Consider the following 14,784-nt stretch of genomic DNA (forward strand, 5'->3'; position numbering starts at 1 on the left):
GCGCTCGCGACGGCTACGTGCTGAGTTCGATCGGGTCCTCGATGGCTATCCAGCGGCCCGATTCGTCGTCCTCGGCGTCTCGAATCTCGAACCAACCGTCGTCGCGGGAGATGGCGTCGTATCGGTTCTCGTCCATTGGGGGGTCACCTCTGGGGCGGACGTCCGGCGCGTCGCCGCCGGACATATTTGCAACTATTTGTTTCTAGAAAATAAGTCCGGGGGCCGTCGCGAACCACGCACGGCGTCGCGTACTGCCCGCAGGGCGACGGCGACGCCCGTTGCGAGCGTTCCGAGCGCGAGTCGCCGAGGGGGGCACGACGAATGCCCATCGGGTGTCACGACTCCCCAAACGAGAATAGGGGTTTGGGCCGTCTCACGGCCGACGCCGTTCGTGCGTTCGGTTGCGACCTACTCAGCCAGCGGGAGGTTGTACGTTGTCTCGCGTTCGACGACGGCCTCGTGGGTGAGTTCGCACTCGCAGGAGACCTCCGAGAAGACGCTGGGGTCCTGCCGGAGGTCGAAGTCCTTGATGGCCTCGTAGACGAGGTCGTCGCACTCCCCGCAGTTGTGTGGGCCGCGATCGGAGCCGTGCCCGACGGGGTCGGAGACAACGATGACGTCCTCCTCGGCGGTGTCCTCGAGCACCTCGGCGACCGACCAGAGCCACGGCGGCCGATAGCCTCCGCGGAAGTGGAGGTCGTCGACCATCGTGTAGCGCTGGACGTTCGTCGGGTTCATCGAGACGGTGTGACAGCCCTCGACGGCCGCGCACTTCGCGATGGAGGACTTCATGTCCTCGATGGCCTCCGACTCGGAGAGGAAGGGCGGCTTCATCAGGAGGTAGGCCTTGATGCCGGCACCGACCGAGCGGGCCTCGGCGGCGGCGTCCTCGAAGTCCGCGAAGTCGAAGTACTTGTTCACGCAGTCGTGGCGCACGCGGTCCGTGGCGGTCTCGAGGCCGACGGCGACGTCCGTCTCGAGGCCGACGTCCGTGAAGTCAGAGACGCGCTCAGCCTCCACGAAGTCCGGGAGGCTCTCGACGACGATGCGCTCGCGGTCCGCGAACGTCTCGGCGATAGCCGCGCGGGTCTCGGCGGGCACCTCGCGCTCGTCGAGGAACGACCCCGACGTGTAAATCTTCACGAGGCCGGACTGCTCCTCTGCCTCCTCGGCTTCGTGGTCGAGACACGCCTGAATCTGGTCCATCAGGGCGCCGTGGCCGACGCTCCCGCCCTCGACGGACTCGGCGACGTAGCCGCACATCGTACAGCCGCCGGCGCGCGCCCAGCGACAGCCGCCGGTGTTGAGGATGATGGTCAGACTCTGGTAGACGCCGTCCGGCGTGTTGTCCTCGTCGAGCCAGACGCGGGTCGGCTCGTGCGGGTCGTAGTTCTTCGTGCCCTTCTCGGCGCGGAGTTCGCGCATCACCTGGTTGTGCGCGTCCATCCCGCGTCCCTGCTCGTAGACCTCCGGGGACGGTTGACTCATTACCCAGAAGAAGCCCGCGAGCGCGTAAAACCTCCGCGGTCCCCGGCGTGTGGCCGTGGCGACAACGCTTACCCGCGCGGCGCGAGCAGACCGAGGTATGCCGGAGTCGGTGACGGCTGCCGTGACCGTCGAGCACGACTTCGCGGCGTCGCCCGACGCCGTCTGGGTCGCGCTCTCGGACCCCGTGAGTGCCCGCGACGCTCTCCCGTGTTGTGACGCCCTCGCCCCCGCGGACGGTCGCACGCTCCCGTCGGGGTCGCTCTCGCGCCTGCTCGCGTCCGACGAGGAGGCCCGAGACGCCCGAGTCGTCGCCGAGGGCGAGGAGTACGACGCAACGCTCACCGCCAGCGTTCGGGGCGTCGAGACGACGCTCGCCGGGACGCTCACCGTCACGGAGCACGACTACCCGCGGATGGCGCTCGAAGGCATCGTGCGCGGTGACGCGGCCGACGCGCGGATGGCCGCGGCGCTCACCGTCGAAGAAGCCGGGACGGATGAGCGGTGTCACGTGACGTGGACGGCCCGCGCGGACGTCGAGGGTGCGCTCGCGACGTACGGCCGGCGGCCGGTCGAGTCGGCGGCGGCGCGGAGCGCGAACGCCTTCTTCGACGCGCTCGACGCGCACCTCGCCGCCGTCGCCGGCCCGGAGAGCGAACGCGCGGTCAAGGACCCCGACTGGCGACCGTGAGGTATCGGGCGACGAGCGCGCCGACGACTGCGCCGAGGGCGTCCGCGAGGAAGTCGAGGAGCGACGGGTGGCGTCCCGGGACGACCCCCTGCGCGAGTTCGACGGTACCGCCGAGGAGCGCCGCCCCGGTGACGAGCGCGAGGAGCGCACGACCGTCGGTCCGTCGGAGCGCCCACGCGCCCGCGAGAACGAGGAGCACGCCACCTGCGGCGTGAAAGAGGAGGTCGGTCGGGACGCCGCCGGCGGTCGGCGTGCCCGTCTCCGGGAGAAGCGACGCGCCGACGACGAGCGCCGCGACGGTGAGCGGAAGGAGGAGTCGCCTGCGCGCCACGCTCAAAGCACCATTGGGAGGACGAAGCGGACCGTCCAGAGCGCGAGCATCCCGACTGCGATGGTGGCGAAGACGTTCTCGGTGCGCCACGCGACGACGGCAGCGACGACGCCCGCGAGCACGCGGTCCTGCCCGAGCGTCGCGGCGACGGTGGACTGAATCGTCACGACGTCGGGGACGACGAGCGCCGCGAGCACCGCCGCGGGGACGAACGCGAGCACGCGCTCAACCCAGTCGGGGGCTTCGCCGAGGCGGCCGAACAGCCCGATGAACGAGTAGCGGACGAGGAACGTCGGAATCGCGATGGCGAGAATGACCGCCCAGATCGTGAGCGCGTTGTACGTCGTCATCGGCGCATCGCCCCCACGACGAGGCCGACGGCAATACCGGCACTCGCGCCGACGAGCAGGCCGACGTTGAACGGCCAGCCAGCGCCGACGGTGGCGACGACGGCGGCGACGGCCGCCGCGGCGGCGTGCGGGACGTCCTCGATGGCGGGGACGAGGAGCGCGAGGAAGACGAGCGGCACGGTGAAGCCGAGGCCCCACTCGGAGGGGACGCCGGTGCCGAGCAGGACGCCGAGCACGGTGGTGACCTGCCAGACGACCCAGAGCGTGACGGAGACGCCGAGGTAGTACCAGCGATGGTCGACGTCGGAGTCGCGGTAGGCGGCGAGCGAGAGCGCGAACGCCTGGTCGGTGAGGAAGTAGGCGAGGAGCGCCCGCCAGCGCGCCGCGTACTTCTCGAAGTAGGGCGCGATGGACGCCGAGTACATCCCCATCCGGAGGTTGACGGCGACGGCGGTGGCGACGACGGCAGCAACGGCGCTTCCCTGTTCGATGAGCGAGAGCGCGGCGAGCTGTGAGGCGCCCGCAAAGACGAAGACGGAGAGGCCGAGCGCCTGCGCGAGCGTCAGGCCGGCTTCGACGGACGCGACGCCGGCGACGAGGCCGAACGGCACGATGCCGAGGAGGAGCGGGGCGGCGTCACGGACGCCGCGCCCGAAGGCGAAACGGTCCATACCCGGACTGTGAGGCGCGGCGGTAAACGCCCACCGAACCGGAGTTACCGGTCGAGGACGACCGCCGAGCGGATGTCGAGTGCGCTCTCGAACTCCGCGCGCCGGCCCTGCTGGTCGCCGGCGAGGAGGAGCGTCGCTTCGTGGGCGCGCCGGACGGCCGCCGTTTCGGCGTCGTCGTAGCGGAGGGCGTCCCCGACGCGCGCCCAGAACGCCTCGTCGGTGAGATGGACGTCGCCGTCGTCGGCGGCGACGACGCGCTCGTAGCGCCGCGCGAGGTTCCGCTCGGAGCCGCGGAGGTACTCCGCGACCCGGTTGAGGAGGCGTTCGAGGTGAGCGCGCGAGACGGCCGCCGAACTGTCCGCGTCGTCGGGCAGGGCGAGTGAGAGCGCGGCGTCGGGGAGCGGGTGTGTCGTCATCGTCAGAGGCGTTCGATGTCGTCGTCTTCCTCGCGAGTGCGGCGCCGGTAGACGTAGACGGCGACGACGAGCACGACCCAGATGAGGGCGACGAGCCACGGCAGGAGCCCGGTCATGCCGGGGCTGCGCGTTATCTCCTGCGTCGGCGCCGTCGTGGTTGTCGTGGTCGTGCTGGTGGTGGTCGGCTCGCTCGTCGTCGTGGTCGTGCTGGTGGTGGTCGGCTCGCTCGTCGTCGTGGTCGTCGTACTCGTGGTGGTCGTCGTCGTGCTGGTGGCGGTTGTGCTCGTGGTCGTCGTCGTCGTGCTCGGCGGGGGAACCAAGCCACCGCCGCCACCGCTGCTCGCCGATTCCGCCGGCGGGAGTCGCAGGTCGAGTTCGGTGGAGCCGCCGGCGCGCCACTGGTGGGTCTTCGAGGCCCCGCGCACGGCGAGCGTCACGACGTTGTCGGTGGTGGAGGCGTTCGGGTCGGAGACGGTGAGGTCGTAGTAGCCGCTGGCGTTCGTCGTCGCGGTGGCGAGCGTCCGGTTCTCGTAGACGACTTCGACGGTGGCGCCGGAGACCGCGTTCCCGTCGGCGTCGGTGACGTGCCCGAAGAACCGGTGGGGCGGCGTCGGCGGCGCGTCCGCCGCACCGGCCACACCGACCCCGACCGGAACCGCGGCGGCGACGAGGAGGACGACGGCGAGCGCCGCGAGCGCCTTACGCATCGACACCACCTCCGGTCGTCGGCGCGGGGACCGGGCGATAGGTCGTCTCGTTCGGCGTGTAGACCCAGTAGCCGTGGCCGGGATCGAGGACGTCCGTGGTGTTCACGGCGTCGTAGGTGAAGCCGCCGGCGTGGCCGTGGACGGCGGTGACGTTGCCGGGGACGCCGGCGAGCGTCGCGTTCGCGGTCATCGGCGTCTCCTGCCACGGGCCGACGAGGTTCCAGCCGGCCTCGAGCGTTCGGGTGTCCGCCTCACTCTCGGGGACGGCGTTGTTCACGGCGAACGAGAACGTCCGCGCGCGGTCGGTGACGAAGACGTAGCCCTGCCCGCCGACGAGCGCGTCGAAGTCGTTGCGCGGCGCGTCGGGGTCGTAGGCCTGCCATTCGCCCTCGTCGTAGGTCCAGACGGCCTGGACGCCGGTGAGGTTCATCGCGGCGAGTTCGACCGTCCCGGACTCCATCGGGACGGAGAGGAAGGTGCTGCCCGCGCGGACGTGGCGGACGAGCGCGTAGACGGTGGTGTTCAGCCCGGGGTTCGTGCTGCCGTCGCCGGTGGCCTCGACGACGGTGTCGGGTTCGACGGTGAGCGTCGGTTCGCCGGCGGTGTTGAGTCGGCCGTCGACGGTGACGGCGAGCGTCGTGGCGTCGGTGGCGGTGACGTTCGTCACGGCGAGCGGCGTCCCGGAGAGCGTGACGTTCGACGCGTCGAGGGCCGCGAAATCGGTGGGCTCGTTGAACGCCACGCGGACCGTCGTAGTGTTGTTACGGACGGCGGTGATTTCGGCGATGGTGGCGTGCGGGCGCTCGGTGTCGACGGCCGCCGTCACGTTCCGGTCGGCGCCCACGCTGTGGTTGCCGTAGTCGAGCGCGGTGGCGAGCGTCGCCGTGTAGCGGTCGTCGTCGGGCGCCTCGAACGTCCCCGTGTAGGTGTACGTGCCGTTCGCGTACCTCTCGGTGAGCGTGCCGGCGTCACGCGAGAAGGTCGCGCCGTCGCGGGTGTGCGCGGCGTCGAGGCGGACGCGGACGACGCGGAGGGGTTCGTTCGCGGCGACGGACACCGAGACGGTGGTGTTCGTGGTGGACGCCTCGAAGGAGTGAATCGTCGCGGGCGTGGTGTCCGCGACGGCGACGGTCTCGTCGCCGATGGACTGGCCCTCGGCGTTCAGCACCTCGCCGCCGGGGAGGTGGACGCTGTCGGCGCCGAGGTCGGCGGGCACGACGGGCGCGTCGAGTTCGAGCGTCACCGTCGTGTCGTTCGCGGTACCGTGGACGGCGACGACGTCGGTCGCACCGGCGCCGTTCGCGTCGCGGTAGGTGACGTTCGCGGCGGTGAGCGGGCTGCCGTCGGCGGCGGTGACCGCGCCGTCGAAGTGGAGCGTGACGTTCCGCGTACCGACTTCGGCGGCGCTCCGGCGGACGGCCGTTGCGCCCGCGTGGAGCGTCGCACCGGTGCCCACCGCGGGGTTCCCGGCGAGGTCGGTGGCGTCCGGGGCGAGCGACACCGTGGCGTTGCCGAGTGCGCCCGCATCGAGCGGCGCGGCGAGGTGCGCGACGTAGAAGTCGGGCGCGCGCTCGGTGACGTTCGTCACGGTGGCGGTCCCGACGGTGAGCGTCGTGCTCGTGACGTTCATCATGGGTTCGCTCGTCGCGACGAACACCTGCGCGCTCCCGGCCGCGCCGTTCGCGCTGGCGACGCTCGGCGCGACCGTGTCCTTCTGGACGGTGGTGACCGGGACGAAGCCGTCGGTGTTGCCCGCGACGTCGGTTGTCCGGGCCTCGACGGCGACCGGACCGTCGCTGAGCGGCGAGGCGTTCATCACGAACCCAGTCACGGTGACGTTCGCGTCGACGGTGACGGTCTTCGTCACCGACGCCGTCGTCCCGTTCAACTGCACGGTGACGTCCATCGGTTCGTGGACGGTGGGGAGGGTGACGGTGACGTTGTGGACGCTGGTGTTGTCCGCGGCGATGGGGCCGACGCGGACGTCGGAGACGGCGGCGGGCGGCGTCGTGTCGAGGGTGAGCGACCGCACCGCCGAGCTCCGGTGGCCGGCCTCGTCGGTGGCGACGACGGAGACGGGGACGGACTCGTCAGTCGTGCGTGAAACGTTCACGGTGGCCGTCCCGGTGTAGTTCCCGTTCGTCGTCCGCGTGAGCGGGACCTGCTCGACGCCGAGGGCGGGCGCATCGACGTAGACGGTGCCGACGTTCGCCTCGTCGACTGTCGCCGCGACGGTGACGGTGTCGCCGTCGGTGACGACGGTCCGGCCGTTCGGCCCGCTGACGGTGGCGTCGACGGCGGGCGCGACGGTGTCGACAGTGTAGGTGCGCGACGTCGCGTTCGCGTTCCCGTCGACGTCGGCGGCGGCGACGGTGACGGTAACGTCGCCCTCGGGGAGCGTGACGGTCGCGACGCTGAGGTTCGCGGCGAGCGTGCCGTCCACGTAGGTGAGCGCGCTCGCGTTCGCGAGCGTGGCGTTCAGGTGCGTCGCGGTGTCGTTCGCGACGACGACGCGCGTGGCGTTCGCATCGAGGGCGTTGTCGACGGGGTCGACGGTGAGCGAAACCGTCGGTGTGGCGGTGTCGAGATACCGGACGTCGGGCGTCAGCGTCCCGAACCGCGGCGCGTCGGAGTCCACGGTGACGGTTTCGGTGGTCGCGCGCTCGGCGTTCCCGGCGGCGTCGACGGCCGTCACGGTCGCGGACGCGTTCCCGTCCGGCACGCCCGAGACGGTCACGTTCGCAGTGTACGTCGCGGAGTCGTTGTCGGCCGTGAGCGTCGCGTTCGTCGCGCCGCCGAACGCGGAGAGGTCGGCGGTCACCGTCGTCGAGGTGTTGTCGGTGACGGTCGCGACGACGGTGACGGTGTTCCCAGGCGCGACGACACCGTTCTCGCCGGCCTCAGCGACGTGGACGTCAGAAACGGTGGGCGCGTGCGTGTCCACGACGAGTCCATGCACGTCGGCGCTCGCGTGTCCCTCCGCGTCGGTGGCGTTCACGCGGACGGTGGCGGGGCCGTCGGCGAGCGACCGGTCGCCGAGCGAGACGGTGAGCGTCTCGTTCGTGAGCGCAATCGTCGTGCCGTCGGCGAGGGCGACGCCGTCGGCGAGCGCGCTCGCGGCCCAGACGCCGTCGAGGCGGGTGTCGCTCGCGTTCCCGTCGGACTCGGCGAGGTGTACCCCGACGGCGTCGAGCGTCGGGTCGGCGACGTGTGCGGTCAGCGGCGGCGTGCTGTCGTTCGTGTACGTGCCGTTCGCGGGCGTCTCGACGGTCGCGGTGGGCGCGGCGGTGTCGAGCGTGAGCGTGTGCGTGCTCAAGTTCCGGTTGTCCGCGGCGTCGGTAGCGGTGACGGTGACCGGGTGCGGGCCGTCGCTCCCACCGGTGACGTTCGCGGTGCCGACGTAGGTGCCGTTTCCGGCGTCGGCGAGCGTGAGCGTGCCCGCGCCGAACGCGGAGAGGTCGGCGGTCACCGTCGTCGAGGTATTGTCCGTGGCGTGGGCGCGCACGCGGACCGTGTCGTTCGCGGCCACGACGGTGTCGCCGTCGTCGGCGTCCACGACGCTCGTGTTCGTGAGGACGGGCGCGTGCGTGTCCACGACGAACGACCAGCTCGTGGTGTTGGTGTTGGCTTCGGGGTCGCGCGCAGTGACGTTCACCGTCGTCGTGCCGTCCGGAAGGCCACCGAACGCGCTCGGGTCGACGGTGAGCGTGCCGTCTGCGAAGGTCGTGCCGGTGGCGTTTGCGAACGACCCATCAGCGAGCGTCGCGCCGTCGCTCGCGACGGTGACGTGGCCGGTGACGGCGTTCCGGTCGCTGACGTCGAGCGTGAGCTTCCGGGTGCTGTCGTTGACGTAGGCCGCGCTGGGGGTGTGCGCGCCGAACGTCGGCGCGTGCGTGTCGAGCGAGTACGTACTCGTGTTCGTCGTGACGCGGTGGTCACCGGCGTCCGTCACGACGACGGGGAGCGCGTAGGACCCATCAGCACTCGCGTTCGCCTCGTCAACGGTGACGGTGGCGGTGTAGGTGGCGGTCTGATGGGACTCGTTCACCGTTTCGGTGGTCGTGAGGTTGACGACGCCGGCGCCGAGGGCGCTGGCGTTCACGGCGACGGTTCGCGGGAAGCGCTCGGTTACCGTCGCCTCGACGGTGACGGTGTCGCCGTCGTCGACGATGCCGTCCCGGTCGTCGTCGTGCGAGGTGAGGTTCTCGACGACCGGGACCTTCGTGTCGAGGACGTATTTCGAGCGCGTCGTGTTCGTCACCGTGTTGTTGGCGTAGTCGGCGGCTTCGCGGACGGTGACGTTGTAGACGCCGTCTTCGCCGACGTCGAGCGTCGTGTTGTAGAACGAGCGGTTCTGATAGTCCGACGTGTCGGCGGTGAAGTTGCCGGCGGCGAGAGAGAGCGTCGCGTTCGTCGGCCCGGTGACGTCGACGCGGAGGACGCTGAGCTCTTCATGCTCGACCAACGAGCCGCTAACGGTCGTGTCGACGTCGTCCCACGCGGCGACGGAGACGTCGAGCGTCTGGCCGGTGTTGTTCACGGTGACGCCCGTGTTCGGCGGCGTGTCGTCGACTTCGCCGTAGTTCGTTGACGACCCCTGCATGCCGTAGGAGACTTTGAGGCCATACCAGCCCTGACCGGCCATGCTCTCGCTCGGGACGTAGGTGACGTTCACGGTGCTGTTCTCCGGTGTGAAGTCAGCAACTTGTGTCGTCTCCCCAGTCGTGTAGTCCGTGATGGAGACGGTGAGGTTCGCGCCGCTGGAGGTGTCGAGTCCGGATACCGTCGCGGTGACGTTCGTCCCGGACTGGACGTGCGTGTCCCCGATTGTCACTGTGAAGTCGGCGCCGGCGGCACCGCCGCTGAAGGCGACGCTCCCGGCGACGACGGACGTGACGAGGAGCGCGGTGAGAAGAACGCTCCGCGCGCGCGTCACGCCATCCCTCCTCCGTCGCAATCCGCTGAATGCATAGCCGCGGATAGGCCGCCCACGTTATTAAATTCAGAGACATACGGTTCACCAATAACTGCGTCTGCGCAGGGGGTACCAGACCCCGGGGGGAAATCGCCACGCACCACCATTTCCTAGAAACCAACAATCATGCCATAATAACGTTATGGCTAACTAACCGGAAACCCGGCAGAGACGGCCTACTTCTCCTCGCTGTGGCGCACGTCGACGGCGACACCTCGTGTCGCGTCGGCCATCGCGGAGCCGTGGACGACGGCGCGCCCCACCGCGAACGCCTCCGGACCCTCCACGACGACCTCGTCGCCCGGCCGAATCGAGTCGTCCGCGTCCACGACGCCCGGCGCGAGGACGTTCCCGCGCGGGACGAACGCGTCAATTTCCACGCGCTTCGTCGGCACGTCGCTCTCGACCCACGTCCGCGCGCCGGCGAGCGAGAGCGAGAGCGTGCCGTACTGCGGGACGAGCGCCGCGAGCTGCTCACCGTCGCCGTCGAGCGCCTGCAGTTTGGGGTAGCGGCCCTGCAGCGTAAAGTCGTCCTCGGGGAAGAGTCGGTCGCCGGCGCCCTCGCCGAACTGGAAGTCCGCGACGGCGCGCAGGGTCGCGGCCTCGCGCTCCTGCACCCAGATCTGGTCCTCGCCGGCGAGCGCGGCGTTCAACTCGCCGAGCGACTCGTCCGTCGTCGGGTGGTCCTCGACGGTGAATTCCACGGGTATATCGAGGTCCGCCGTCGCGCGCCGCACGATCTCCTCGTAGCCCTCGTCGGGGACATGCGCGATGACCCGCGGGTAGTCCGTCCGTTCGAGGTAGCGCTCCAGTACCGTGGAGACGAAGTCGAGTTCGTTCTCCGTCCACCGACCCGTCACCACGGAGTCGTAGTGCTGGGCGGGATACGTCAGTTCGAGTTCGGTGGGGACGACGCCGATGGGCGACGTCATCGAGACGACGTGGCCCCGATAGCTCGCCGCGTCCTGGAACTGCCGGTGGCTCTGGGAGTCCGAGTAGGGTTTGCGCGCCGAACAGGGTACGAGGAGGAGCGGGTAGTCGTCGAGGCGCGGCGTGTACCGTGAGGTGACGCGGTCGGCGAAGCGCTGAATCTCGACGCGCCGAAGGGTGTCCTCGCTCGCGGCGAGCAACAGCGAGTCGCGCTCGACGGGCGTGCGCTCCTCCACGTACGACCACTGCTGGTCGAACTCGCGGAAGGCCGCCGTCGTCCACGCCTCGTGGCGGGCCTGCCCCTCGATGTAGTCCCGGAGGCGGCCCTGCCGGATGCGCCCACGGACGCGCGCGAGTTCCGCCTGGAGGGCGTTCACGTTGTGCTCGACGCACTCCTCGCGGCCGAACTCCGAGACGGGGCGCTGGCAGGCCGGACACGCACACGGGAGTTCGTCGAGGTCCGCGATGTCGTGCTCGCCCTCGGTGGTGAGGTAGCGGCCCTGCGTCCCGTGGACAACGGCGCGGTCGCCGTCCACGAGGTCGACGCCCGCGTAGACGAGCGTCGCGACGTTCTGCGGCGTCGCCACACCCGAAAGGTAGAGCGCGGTGTCGTCGGGGACGGCCTCACGGACGTCGATGACGGCGTCGCGGAAGGCGCTCCCGTGGCCGACGAACCCGGGCGCGCCGGAGACGACGTAGACGTCCGCGCCGTGGTTTGCCGCGGTGTCGGGCGAGACGACGACGCCGCTCGGGAAGTCCACCTCGGGGTAGTCGACGGCGAACGACTCCTGGACCTCCTCGGCGGTGCCGCTCGGGAAGCCACGGTGGGGGAGAACCGTCACCTGTTCCTCGTCGCCTTCGGGCAGTTCACGCTCCGTGTTCCAGAGGCTGCCGGCGTCCGTCACGACGTCGTCCGCGAGCGACGGCGTCACCACGGGGTCGGCGAGGCGCAACTCGCCGATGCGGGCCGCGCCATCCCGCTCGTGGACCTCGAAGTAGTCGGTCATGGGCGAATTCGGGGACGAGAAACAAAGGGTCTTGCCTTACTCCTCGGGCCCCTCCAGGTACTCCTCCTGCAGGTCCACGAGCGAGACGCGCGGGGGCACGTAGTCGAGGGCGTCCTGCGGCCAGGACTCGTGGGCGAGCGTGAACGCGGCGTCCGGGTGCTCGCCGGCGAGGCGCGCGACGGCCTTCGCGGCCGCCTCGTAGCCCGACCGGTCCATGTTCTCGGGGATTTCGGCGGTGAGCGGGTAGGTCTCGGAGAGTTCGCGCGGATAGGGGCCGAACGGGGGCTTCACGTGCCAGCAGTCGTCGTAGCCGTCGTGGCGCGGCCCCTCGGTGAGGAGGACATGGCCCTCCGGGGAGAGCCGCTCCAAGCGCTCGCGGTGGCGCAGCACCTCCGGGCGGCGCGCGGACTCGCTGGAGGTGTAGAAGAACGTGTCCTTGCTCGCGGGGTCGCTCTCCTCGTACTGGCGCGCGTGGTCGAGGAACGCCCGATAGCCATCGAGCGTCCGCGGGTGGGCGTGTGCGCGCGCCTCCACGAGTTCGAGCAGGTCGCCGTCCCGAATCGCCTGCTTCACGCGGCGGAGTTCGGTGAAGGAGACGTGGAGGTTGTGCTCGGCGAGCAGTTCCTCGCGCGCCGCGTCCGGCATCCGGCGGACCTCCTCGGGGTCGTGCTCGGCACAGACCGGACACGAACAGGGGAAGTAGTCGAGGTCCGGGAGGTGCTCGGTGCCGTGGACGGTGAGGTAGCGGTCGTCGCGCGCGTAGAGCGCGTAGGCCGCCGAATCGAAGAGGTCACAGCCGAGCGCGACGGCGAGCGCGAACATCATCGGGTGGCCGGCGCCGAAGAGGTGGACGGGCGCGTCCCGCCCGAGGCCGCGTTTCGCGCCGGCGACGGCGCGCGCCATGTCGTCGTAGCGGTAGTCGTTCATCATCGGCACCACCGCGCCAACCGGGAAGACGTCGAGGCTCGTCCCGTAGGCGTGCTCGCCCGCCTCCTCGCGGAGGTCCGGGTAGGTCGAGCCCTGCACGGGCGCGTTCACGAGCATGTCGCCGACGTCGACGGTCTCGGCGAGTTCGAGGCGGGCCTGCGTCTCCGCGAGCTCCTCCGCGGCCTGCTCGCGCGGGACGTCCGGCGGCGTCGGGATGTCGACCGGCGTGCCGACGTCGCTCCCGATGTCGTGCTGGAACTGGAGGATTTCCTCCGTGTCCGTCTCGATTTCGCCGTACTCGGAGAGCTGGAAGGAACCCGAGTCGGTCATGATGGCGCCGTCGAAGCCGAGCAGCTCGTGGAGGCCCTCCTCGAGCGCGCGCTCGGCGAGGTCCTCGTCCTGCTTGATGATGTAGGAGTTCGTGATGAGCATCTCCGCGCCGAACTCCGGGAAGCGCGACGGGTCGACCGTGATGATGTTCGGGTTGACGACGGGGAGGAGCGCGGGCGTCTCCACCGTCACGTCCGCGCGCGGGACGTGCAGGTCGCCGATGCGGCCGCCGGCGTCCTGCGCGCGAATCTCGAAGACGTCTCTCATTGGCTCGAACGTCGTGTGGAGAACGGCTAAGGGTTGTGTTGTGCGCGCGGTCAGGAGCGGAACTCCGCCTCGGGGCCGAACGCCTCGTAGTAGAGGAGCGCGAGCGCCGCCCGGCCGTCCCGCAGGTCGTCGCGCCGGAGCGCCGCCCGCAAGTCGTCGCGCGTCGTCTCCTCGACGCGGATGTCCTCGTTGAAGTCGAGGTCCTGACTCCCCGTGGGGGTACAGCCGTACGCGACGAAGTAGTGGTGGCGGGCGTTCGTGACGCCGTTCGCCGGCTCGAACGACGCGAGTTTCTCCACGCGCTCGGCCTCGTAGCCCGTCTCCTCCGTGAGTTCGCGGTGCGCAGCCGCCGCGAGGTCCGCGTCCGCCGCCTCGACGCCGCCCGCCGGGAGGCCGCGGTTCACGCGCTTGACGGCTTGGCGCCACTCCTCGATGACGACGACGTCGCCCTGCGGTGTGAGCGGCAGAATCACGACCGCCGGCGCGTCATCGAGGAAGTCGAAGTCGCTCTCCGTGCCGTCCGGGAGCACGACCTCCTCGTGGACGATGTCGAAGCCCGGACAGTCGTAGGCGACGTCGCTGTCGGTCGTCTCCCACGCAAGCGGGTCGGTGGCGTCGTCGGCGTCGTCGGCCTCGTCGCTCATCGAATGCGGACTCGGGGCGCAACGCCCCTCGCTATTTCGGTTTCAGGGGACGGTGCCGGTGAGCGCGGCGTCGCCCGCGATGACGGCGACGAGCGCCCACAGCACGCGGGCGGACACGACGAGCGCCGTCGAGGGGTCCTCCCAGTGCTCGCGGAGCACGCCCACCGAGAACAGGCGGTTCGCGCGCACCGGAACGACCGCACCCGCGGCGCCGCAGACGGCGAGGAGGGCGGCGAGCACTCTGACGAGCGGGTCCATAGGCTACCTGACAGGGAGCAGCGACAAGAAGGGCCGTGCCGACGACGCGCCCGTGCGCTAGAGCTCGACGCCGTCGAGCGACTCGCTCAACTCCGCGATCTCCTCGTTGAACGCCGCCACGAACCCACGGAAGCCGGGTGCATATTTCCGCACGTCACCCGGCGACGGCGGCGAGTACTGCGAGACGAGGTAGACGCCGCCCTCGCCCCCAACCCGGACGTAGGAGGCCCGCCCCTCCTCACGCTTCAACTCCCAGCGCGTCCCGTCGATCGTGGCCGTGAACGTCCCGTAGTCCGTCGGCTCGACGCGGTGGAGCTCCGACGCCATCCGGTCGGCGGCGTCCTCGATGCGCCCGACGATACGGTCGCGCTCCGCCGCCACCTCGCCGGTCGACGCCACCGCCGGGAACTCGTCGGGCACGTCGTCCAGCACGCCCCCGAGCGAGTCGACGTACTCCGCGAACGCCGCCACGAAGTCCTCGTAATGCTTCATCGCCGACGCCAACTCGGTCGCGTCCGGCTTGGCCTTCGAGGAGACGACGTAGACGTCGAGCCCCGAGCGGCCCTCGAAGCGCAGGAAGTCCACGTCGCCCGCCTCGTACTTCAGCGTCCACTCGCCGCCCTCAACCCGGAACGTCCGGCGACCGTAGTCGCCGCCCTGCAGGCGCGCGAGCTCGTAGGCCAGCCGGCCCGCGTGCTCGCGAACCCGTGCCACCACCGCGTCGCGCTCCGCCGCCGTCTCCTCCGCTGACGGCACCTCCACATCGAGGCCTTCGGTCATACCCGACCCTGGTGA

The 14,784-nt window shown here is 70.5% G+C and carries 14 protein-coding genes; 1 reads left to right on the forward strand and 13 read right to left on the reverse strand.

Annotated features, from left to right (window positions below):
• Nucleotides 1-13 precede the first annotated feature (13 nt).
• Both ACQUS8_RS09610 and ACQUS8_RS09615 read right to left on the reverse strand, forming a co-directional pair.
• Complete coding sequence (locus ACQUS8_RS09610) at nucleotides 14-136, reverse strand: hypothetical protein (RefSeq protein WP_435100163.1); 123 nt, start codon at nucleotides 134-136, stop codon at nucleotides 14-16.
• Nucleotides 137-408: 272 nt separating this feature from the next.
• Nucleotides 409-1,488, reverse strand: a complete 1,080-nt coding sequence (locus ACQUS8_RS09615) for an archaeosine biosynthesis radical SAM protein RaSEA (protein ID WP_435100166.1) — start codon at nucleotides 1,486-1,488, stop codon at nucleotides 409-411.
• Between the two features lie 97 nt (nucleotides 1,489-1,585).
• Here ACQUS8_RS09615 and ACQUS8_RS09620 point away from each other — a divergent pair, with 97 nt between their 5' ends.
• Nucleotides 1,586-2,176, forward strand: coding sequence for a CoxG family protein (locus tag ACQUS8_RS09620; RefSeq protein ID WP_435100169.1), 591 nt, complete (start codon nucleotides 1,586-1,588; stop codon nucleotides 2,174-2,176).
• On the opposite strand, the gene ACQUS8_RS09625 is transcribed toward ACQUS8_RS09620, so the two are convergent.
• The 11 genes from ACQUS8_RS09625 to ACQUS8_RS09675 all read right to left on the reverse strand — a co-directional run bounded on the left by ACQUS8_RS09625 (nucleotide 2,151) and on the right by ACQUS8_RS09675 (nucleotide 14,769).
• Nucleotides 2,151-2,507 (reverse strand): VanZ family protein, encoded by a 357-nt coding sequence (locus ACQUS8_RS09625; protein ID WP_435100172.1) that lies wholly within the window; start codon nucleotides 2,505-2,507, stop codon nucleotides 2,151-2,153. The genes ACQUS8_RS09620 and ACQUS8_RS09625 overlap by 26 nt on opposite strands.
• A gap of 2 nt (nucleotides 2,508-2,509) precedes the next feature.
• Nucleotides 2,510-2,857, reverse strand: a complete 348-nt coding sequence (locus tag ACQUS8_RS09630; RefSeq protein ID WP_435100175.1) for an AzlD domain-containing protein — start codon at nucleotides 2,855-2,857, stop codon at nucleotides 2,510-2,512.
• A complete protein-coding gene (locus tag ACQUS8_RS09635; protein ID WP_435100178.1) occupies nucleotides 2,854-3,528 on the reverse strand; it encodes an AzlC family ABC transporter permease in 675 nt (224 codons plus the stop codon). Before ACQUS8_RS09635 ends, ACQUS8_RS09630 begins: the two co-directional genes overlap by 4 nt.
• A gap of 44 nt (nucleotides 3,529-3,572) precedes the next feature.
• Nucleotides 3,573-3,944 carry a hypothetical protein gene (locus ACQUS8_RS09640; protein ID WP_435100188.1) on the reverse strand — a complete coding sequence of 124 codons (372 nt, stop codon included), beginning with the start codon at nucleotides 3,942-3,944 and terminating at the stop codon, nucleotides 3,573-3,575.
• 2 nt (nucleotides 3,945-3,946) lie between these two features.
• Nucleotides 3,947-4,651: a carboxypeptidase-like regulatory domain-containing protein gene (locus ACQUS8_RS09645; protein WP_435100192.1), complete on the reverse strand. Its 705-nt coding sequence runs from the start codon at nucleotides 4,649-4,651 to the stop codon at nucleotides 3,947-3,949.
• Nucleotides 4,644-9,587 (reverse strand): beta strand repeat-containing protein, encoded by a 4,944-nt coding sequence (locus ACQUS8_RS09650; RefSeq protein ID WP_435100195.1) that lies wholly within the window; start codon nucleotides 9,585-9,587, stop codon nucleotides 4,644-4,646. The genes ACQUS8_RS09645 and ACQUS8_RS09650 overlap by 8 nt, the downstream gene beginning before the upstream one ends.
• A gap of 215 nt (nucleotides 9,588-9,802) precedes the next feature.
• On the reverse strand, nucleotides 9,803-11,563 hold the full coding sequence (gene arcS / locus ACQUS8_RS09655) for an archaeosine synthase subunit alpha (protein WP_435100198.1): 1,761 nt from the start codon (nucleotides 11,561-11,563) through the stop codon (nucleotides 9,803-9,805).
• A 36-nt stretch (nucleotides 11,564-11,599) separates the two neighbouring features.
• On the reverse strand, nucleotides 11,600-13,087 hold the full coding sequence (tgtA, locus tag ACQUS8_RS09660) for a tRNA guanosine(15) transglycosylase TgtA (protein WP_435100201.1): 1,488 nt from the start codon (nucleotides 13,085-13,087) through the stop codon (nucleotides 11,600-11,602).
• 50 nt (nucleotides 13,088-13,137) lie between these two features.
• A complete protein-coding gene (locus ACQUS8_RS09665; protein WP_435100204.1) occupies nucleotides 13,138-13,731 on the reverse strand; it encodes an NUDIX hydrolase in 594 nt (197 codons plus the stop codon).
• A 42-nt stretch (nucleotides 13,732-13,773) separates the two neighbouring features.
• Nucleotides 13,774-13,989, reverse strand: coding sequence for a hypothetical protein (locus tag ACQUS8_RS09670; RefSeq protein ID WP_435100207.1), 216 nt, complete (start codon nucleotides 13,987-13,989; stop codon nucleotides 13,774-13,776).
• Nucleotides 13,990-14,046: 57 nt separating this feature from the next.
• The gene (locus ACQUS8_RS09675) at nucleotides 14,047-14,769 is read right to left on the reverse strand and encodes a hypothetical protein (protein WP_435100210.1); all 723 of its coding nucleotides are present in this window, start codon (nucleotides 14,767-14,769) and stop codon (nucleotides 14,047-14,049) included.
• Nucleotides 14,770-14,784: the final 15 nt, after the last annotated feature.

Origin of the sequence: Halarchaeum sp. P4 (assembly GCF_051195175.1) — an archaeon.
GTDB lineage: Archaea > Halobacteriota > Halobacteria > Halobacteriales > Halobacteriaceae > Halarchaeum.

What these genes read in the sequence shown, in the direction of transcription:
- ACQUS8_RS09610 (WP_435100163.1), bottom strand. Translation starts at nt 136, where the DNA reads ATGGACGAGAACCGATACGACGCCATCTCCCGCGACGACGGTTGGTTC.
- ACQUS8_RS09615 (WP_435100166.1), bottom strand. Translation starts at nt 1,488, where the DNA reads ATGAGTCAACCGTCCCCGGAGGTCTACGAGCAGGGACGCGGGATGGAC.
- ACQUS8_RS09620 (WP_435100169.1), top strand. Translation starts at nt 1,586, where the DNA reads ATGCCGGAGTCGGTGACGGCTGCCGTGACCGTCGAGCACGACTTCGCG.
- ACQUS8_RS09630 (WP_435100175.1), bottom strand. Translation starts at nt 2,857, where the DNA reads ATGACGACGTACAACGCGCTCACGATCTGGGCGGTCATTCTCGCCATC.
- ACQUS8_RS09635 (WP_435100178.1), bottom strand. Translation starts at nt 3,528, where the DNA reads ATGGACCGTTTCGCCTTCGGGCGCGGCGTCCGTGACGCCGCCCCGCTC.
- ACQUS8_RS09640 (WP_435100188.1), bottom strand. Translation starts at nt 3,944, where the DNA reads ATGACGACACACCCGCTCCCCGACGCCGCGCTCTCACTCGCCCTGCCC.
- ACQUS8_RS09645 (WP_435100192.1), bottom strand. Translation starts at nt 4,651, where the DNA reads ATGCGTAAGGCGCTCGCGGCGCTCGCCGTCGTCCTCCTCGTCGCCGCC.
- arcS (WP_435100198.1), bottom strand. Translation starts at nt 11,563, where the DNA reads ATGACCGACTACTTCGAGGTCCACGAGCGGGATGGCGCGGCCCGCATC.
- tgtA (WP_435100201.1), bottom strand. Translation starts at nt 13,087, where the DNA reads ATGAGAGACGTCTTCGAGATTCGCGCGCAGGACGCCGGCGGCCGCATC.
- ACQUS8_RS09665 (WP_435100204.1), bottom strand. Translation starts at nt 13,731, where the DNA reads ATGAGCGACGAGGCCGACGACGCCGACGACGCCACCGACCCGCTTGCG.
- ACQUS8_RS09670 (WP_435100207.1), bottom strand. Translation starts at nt 13,989, where the DNA reads ATGGACCCGCTCGTCAGAGTGCTCGCCGCCCTCCTCGCCGTCTGCGGC.
- ACQUS8_RS09675 (WP_435100210.1), bottom strand. Translation starts at nt 14,769, where the DNA reads ATGACCGAAGGCCTCGATGTGGAGGTGCCGTCAGCGGAGGAGACGGCG.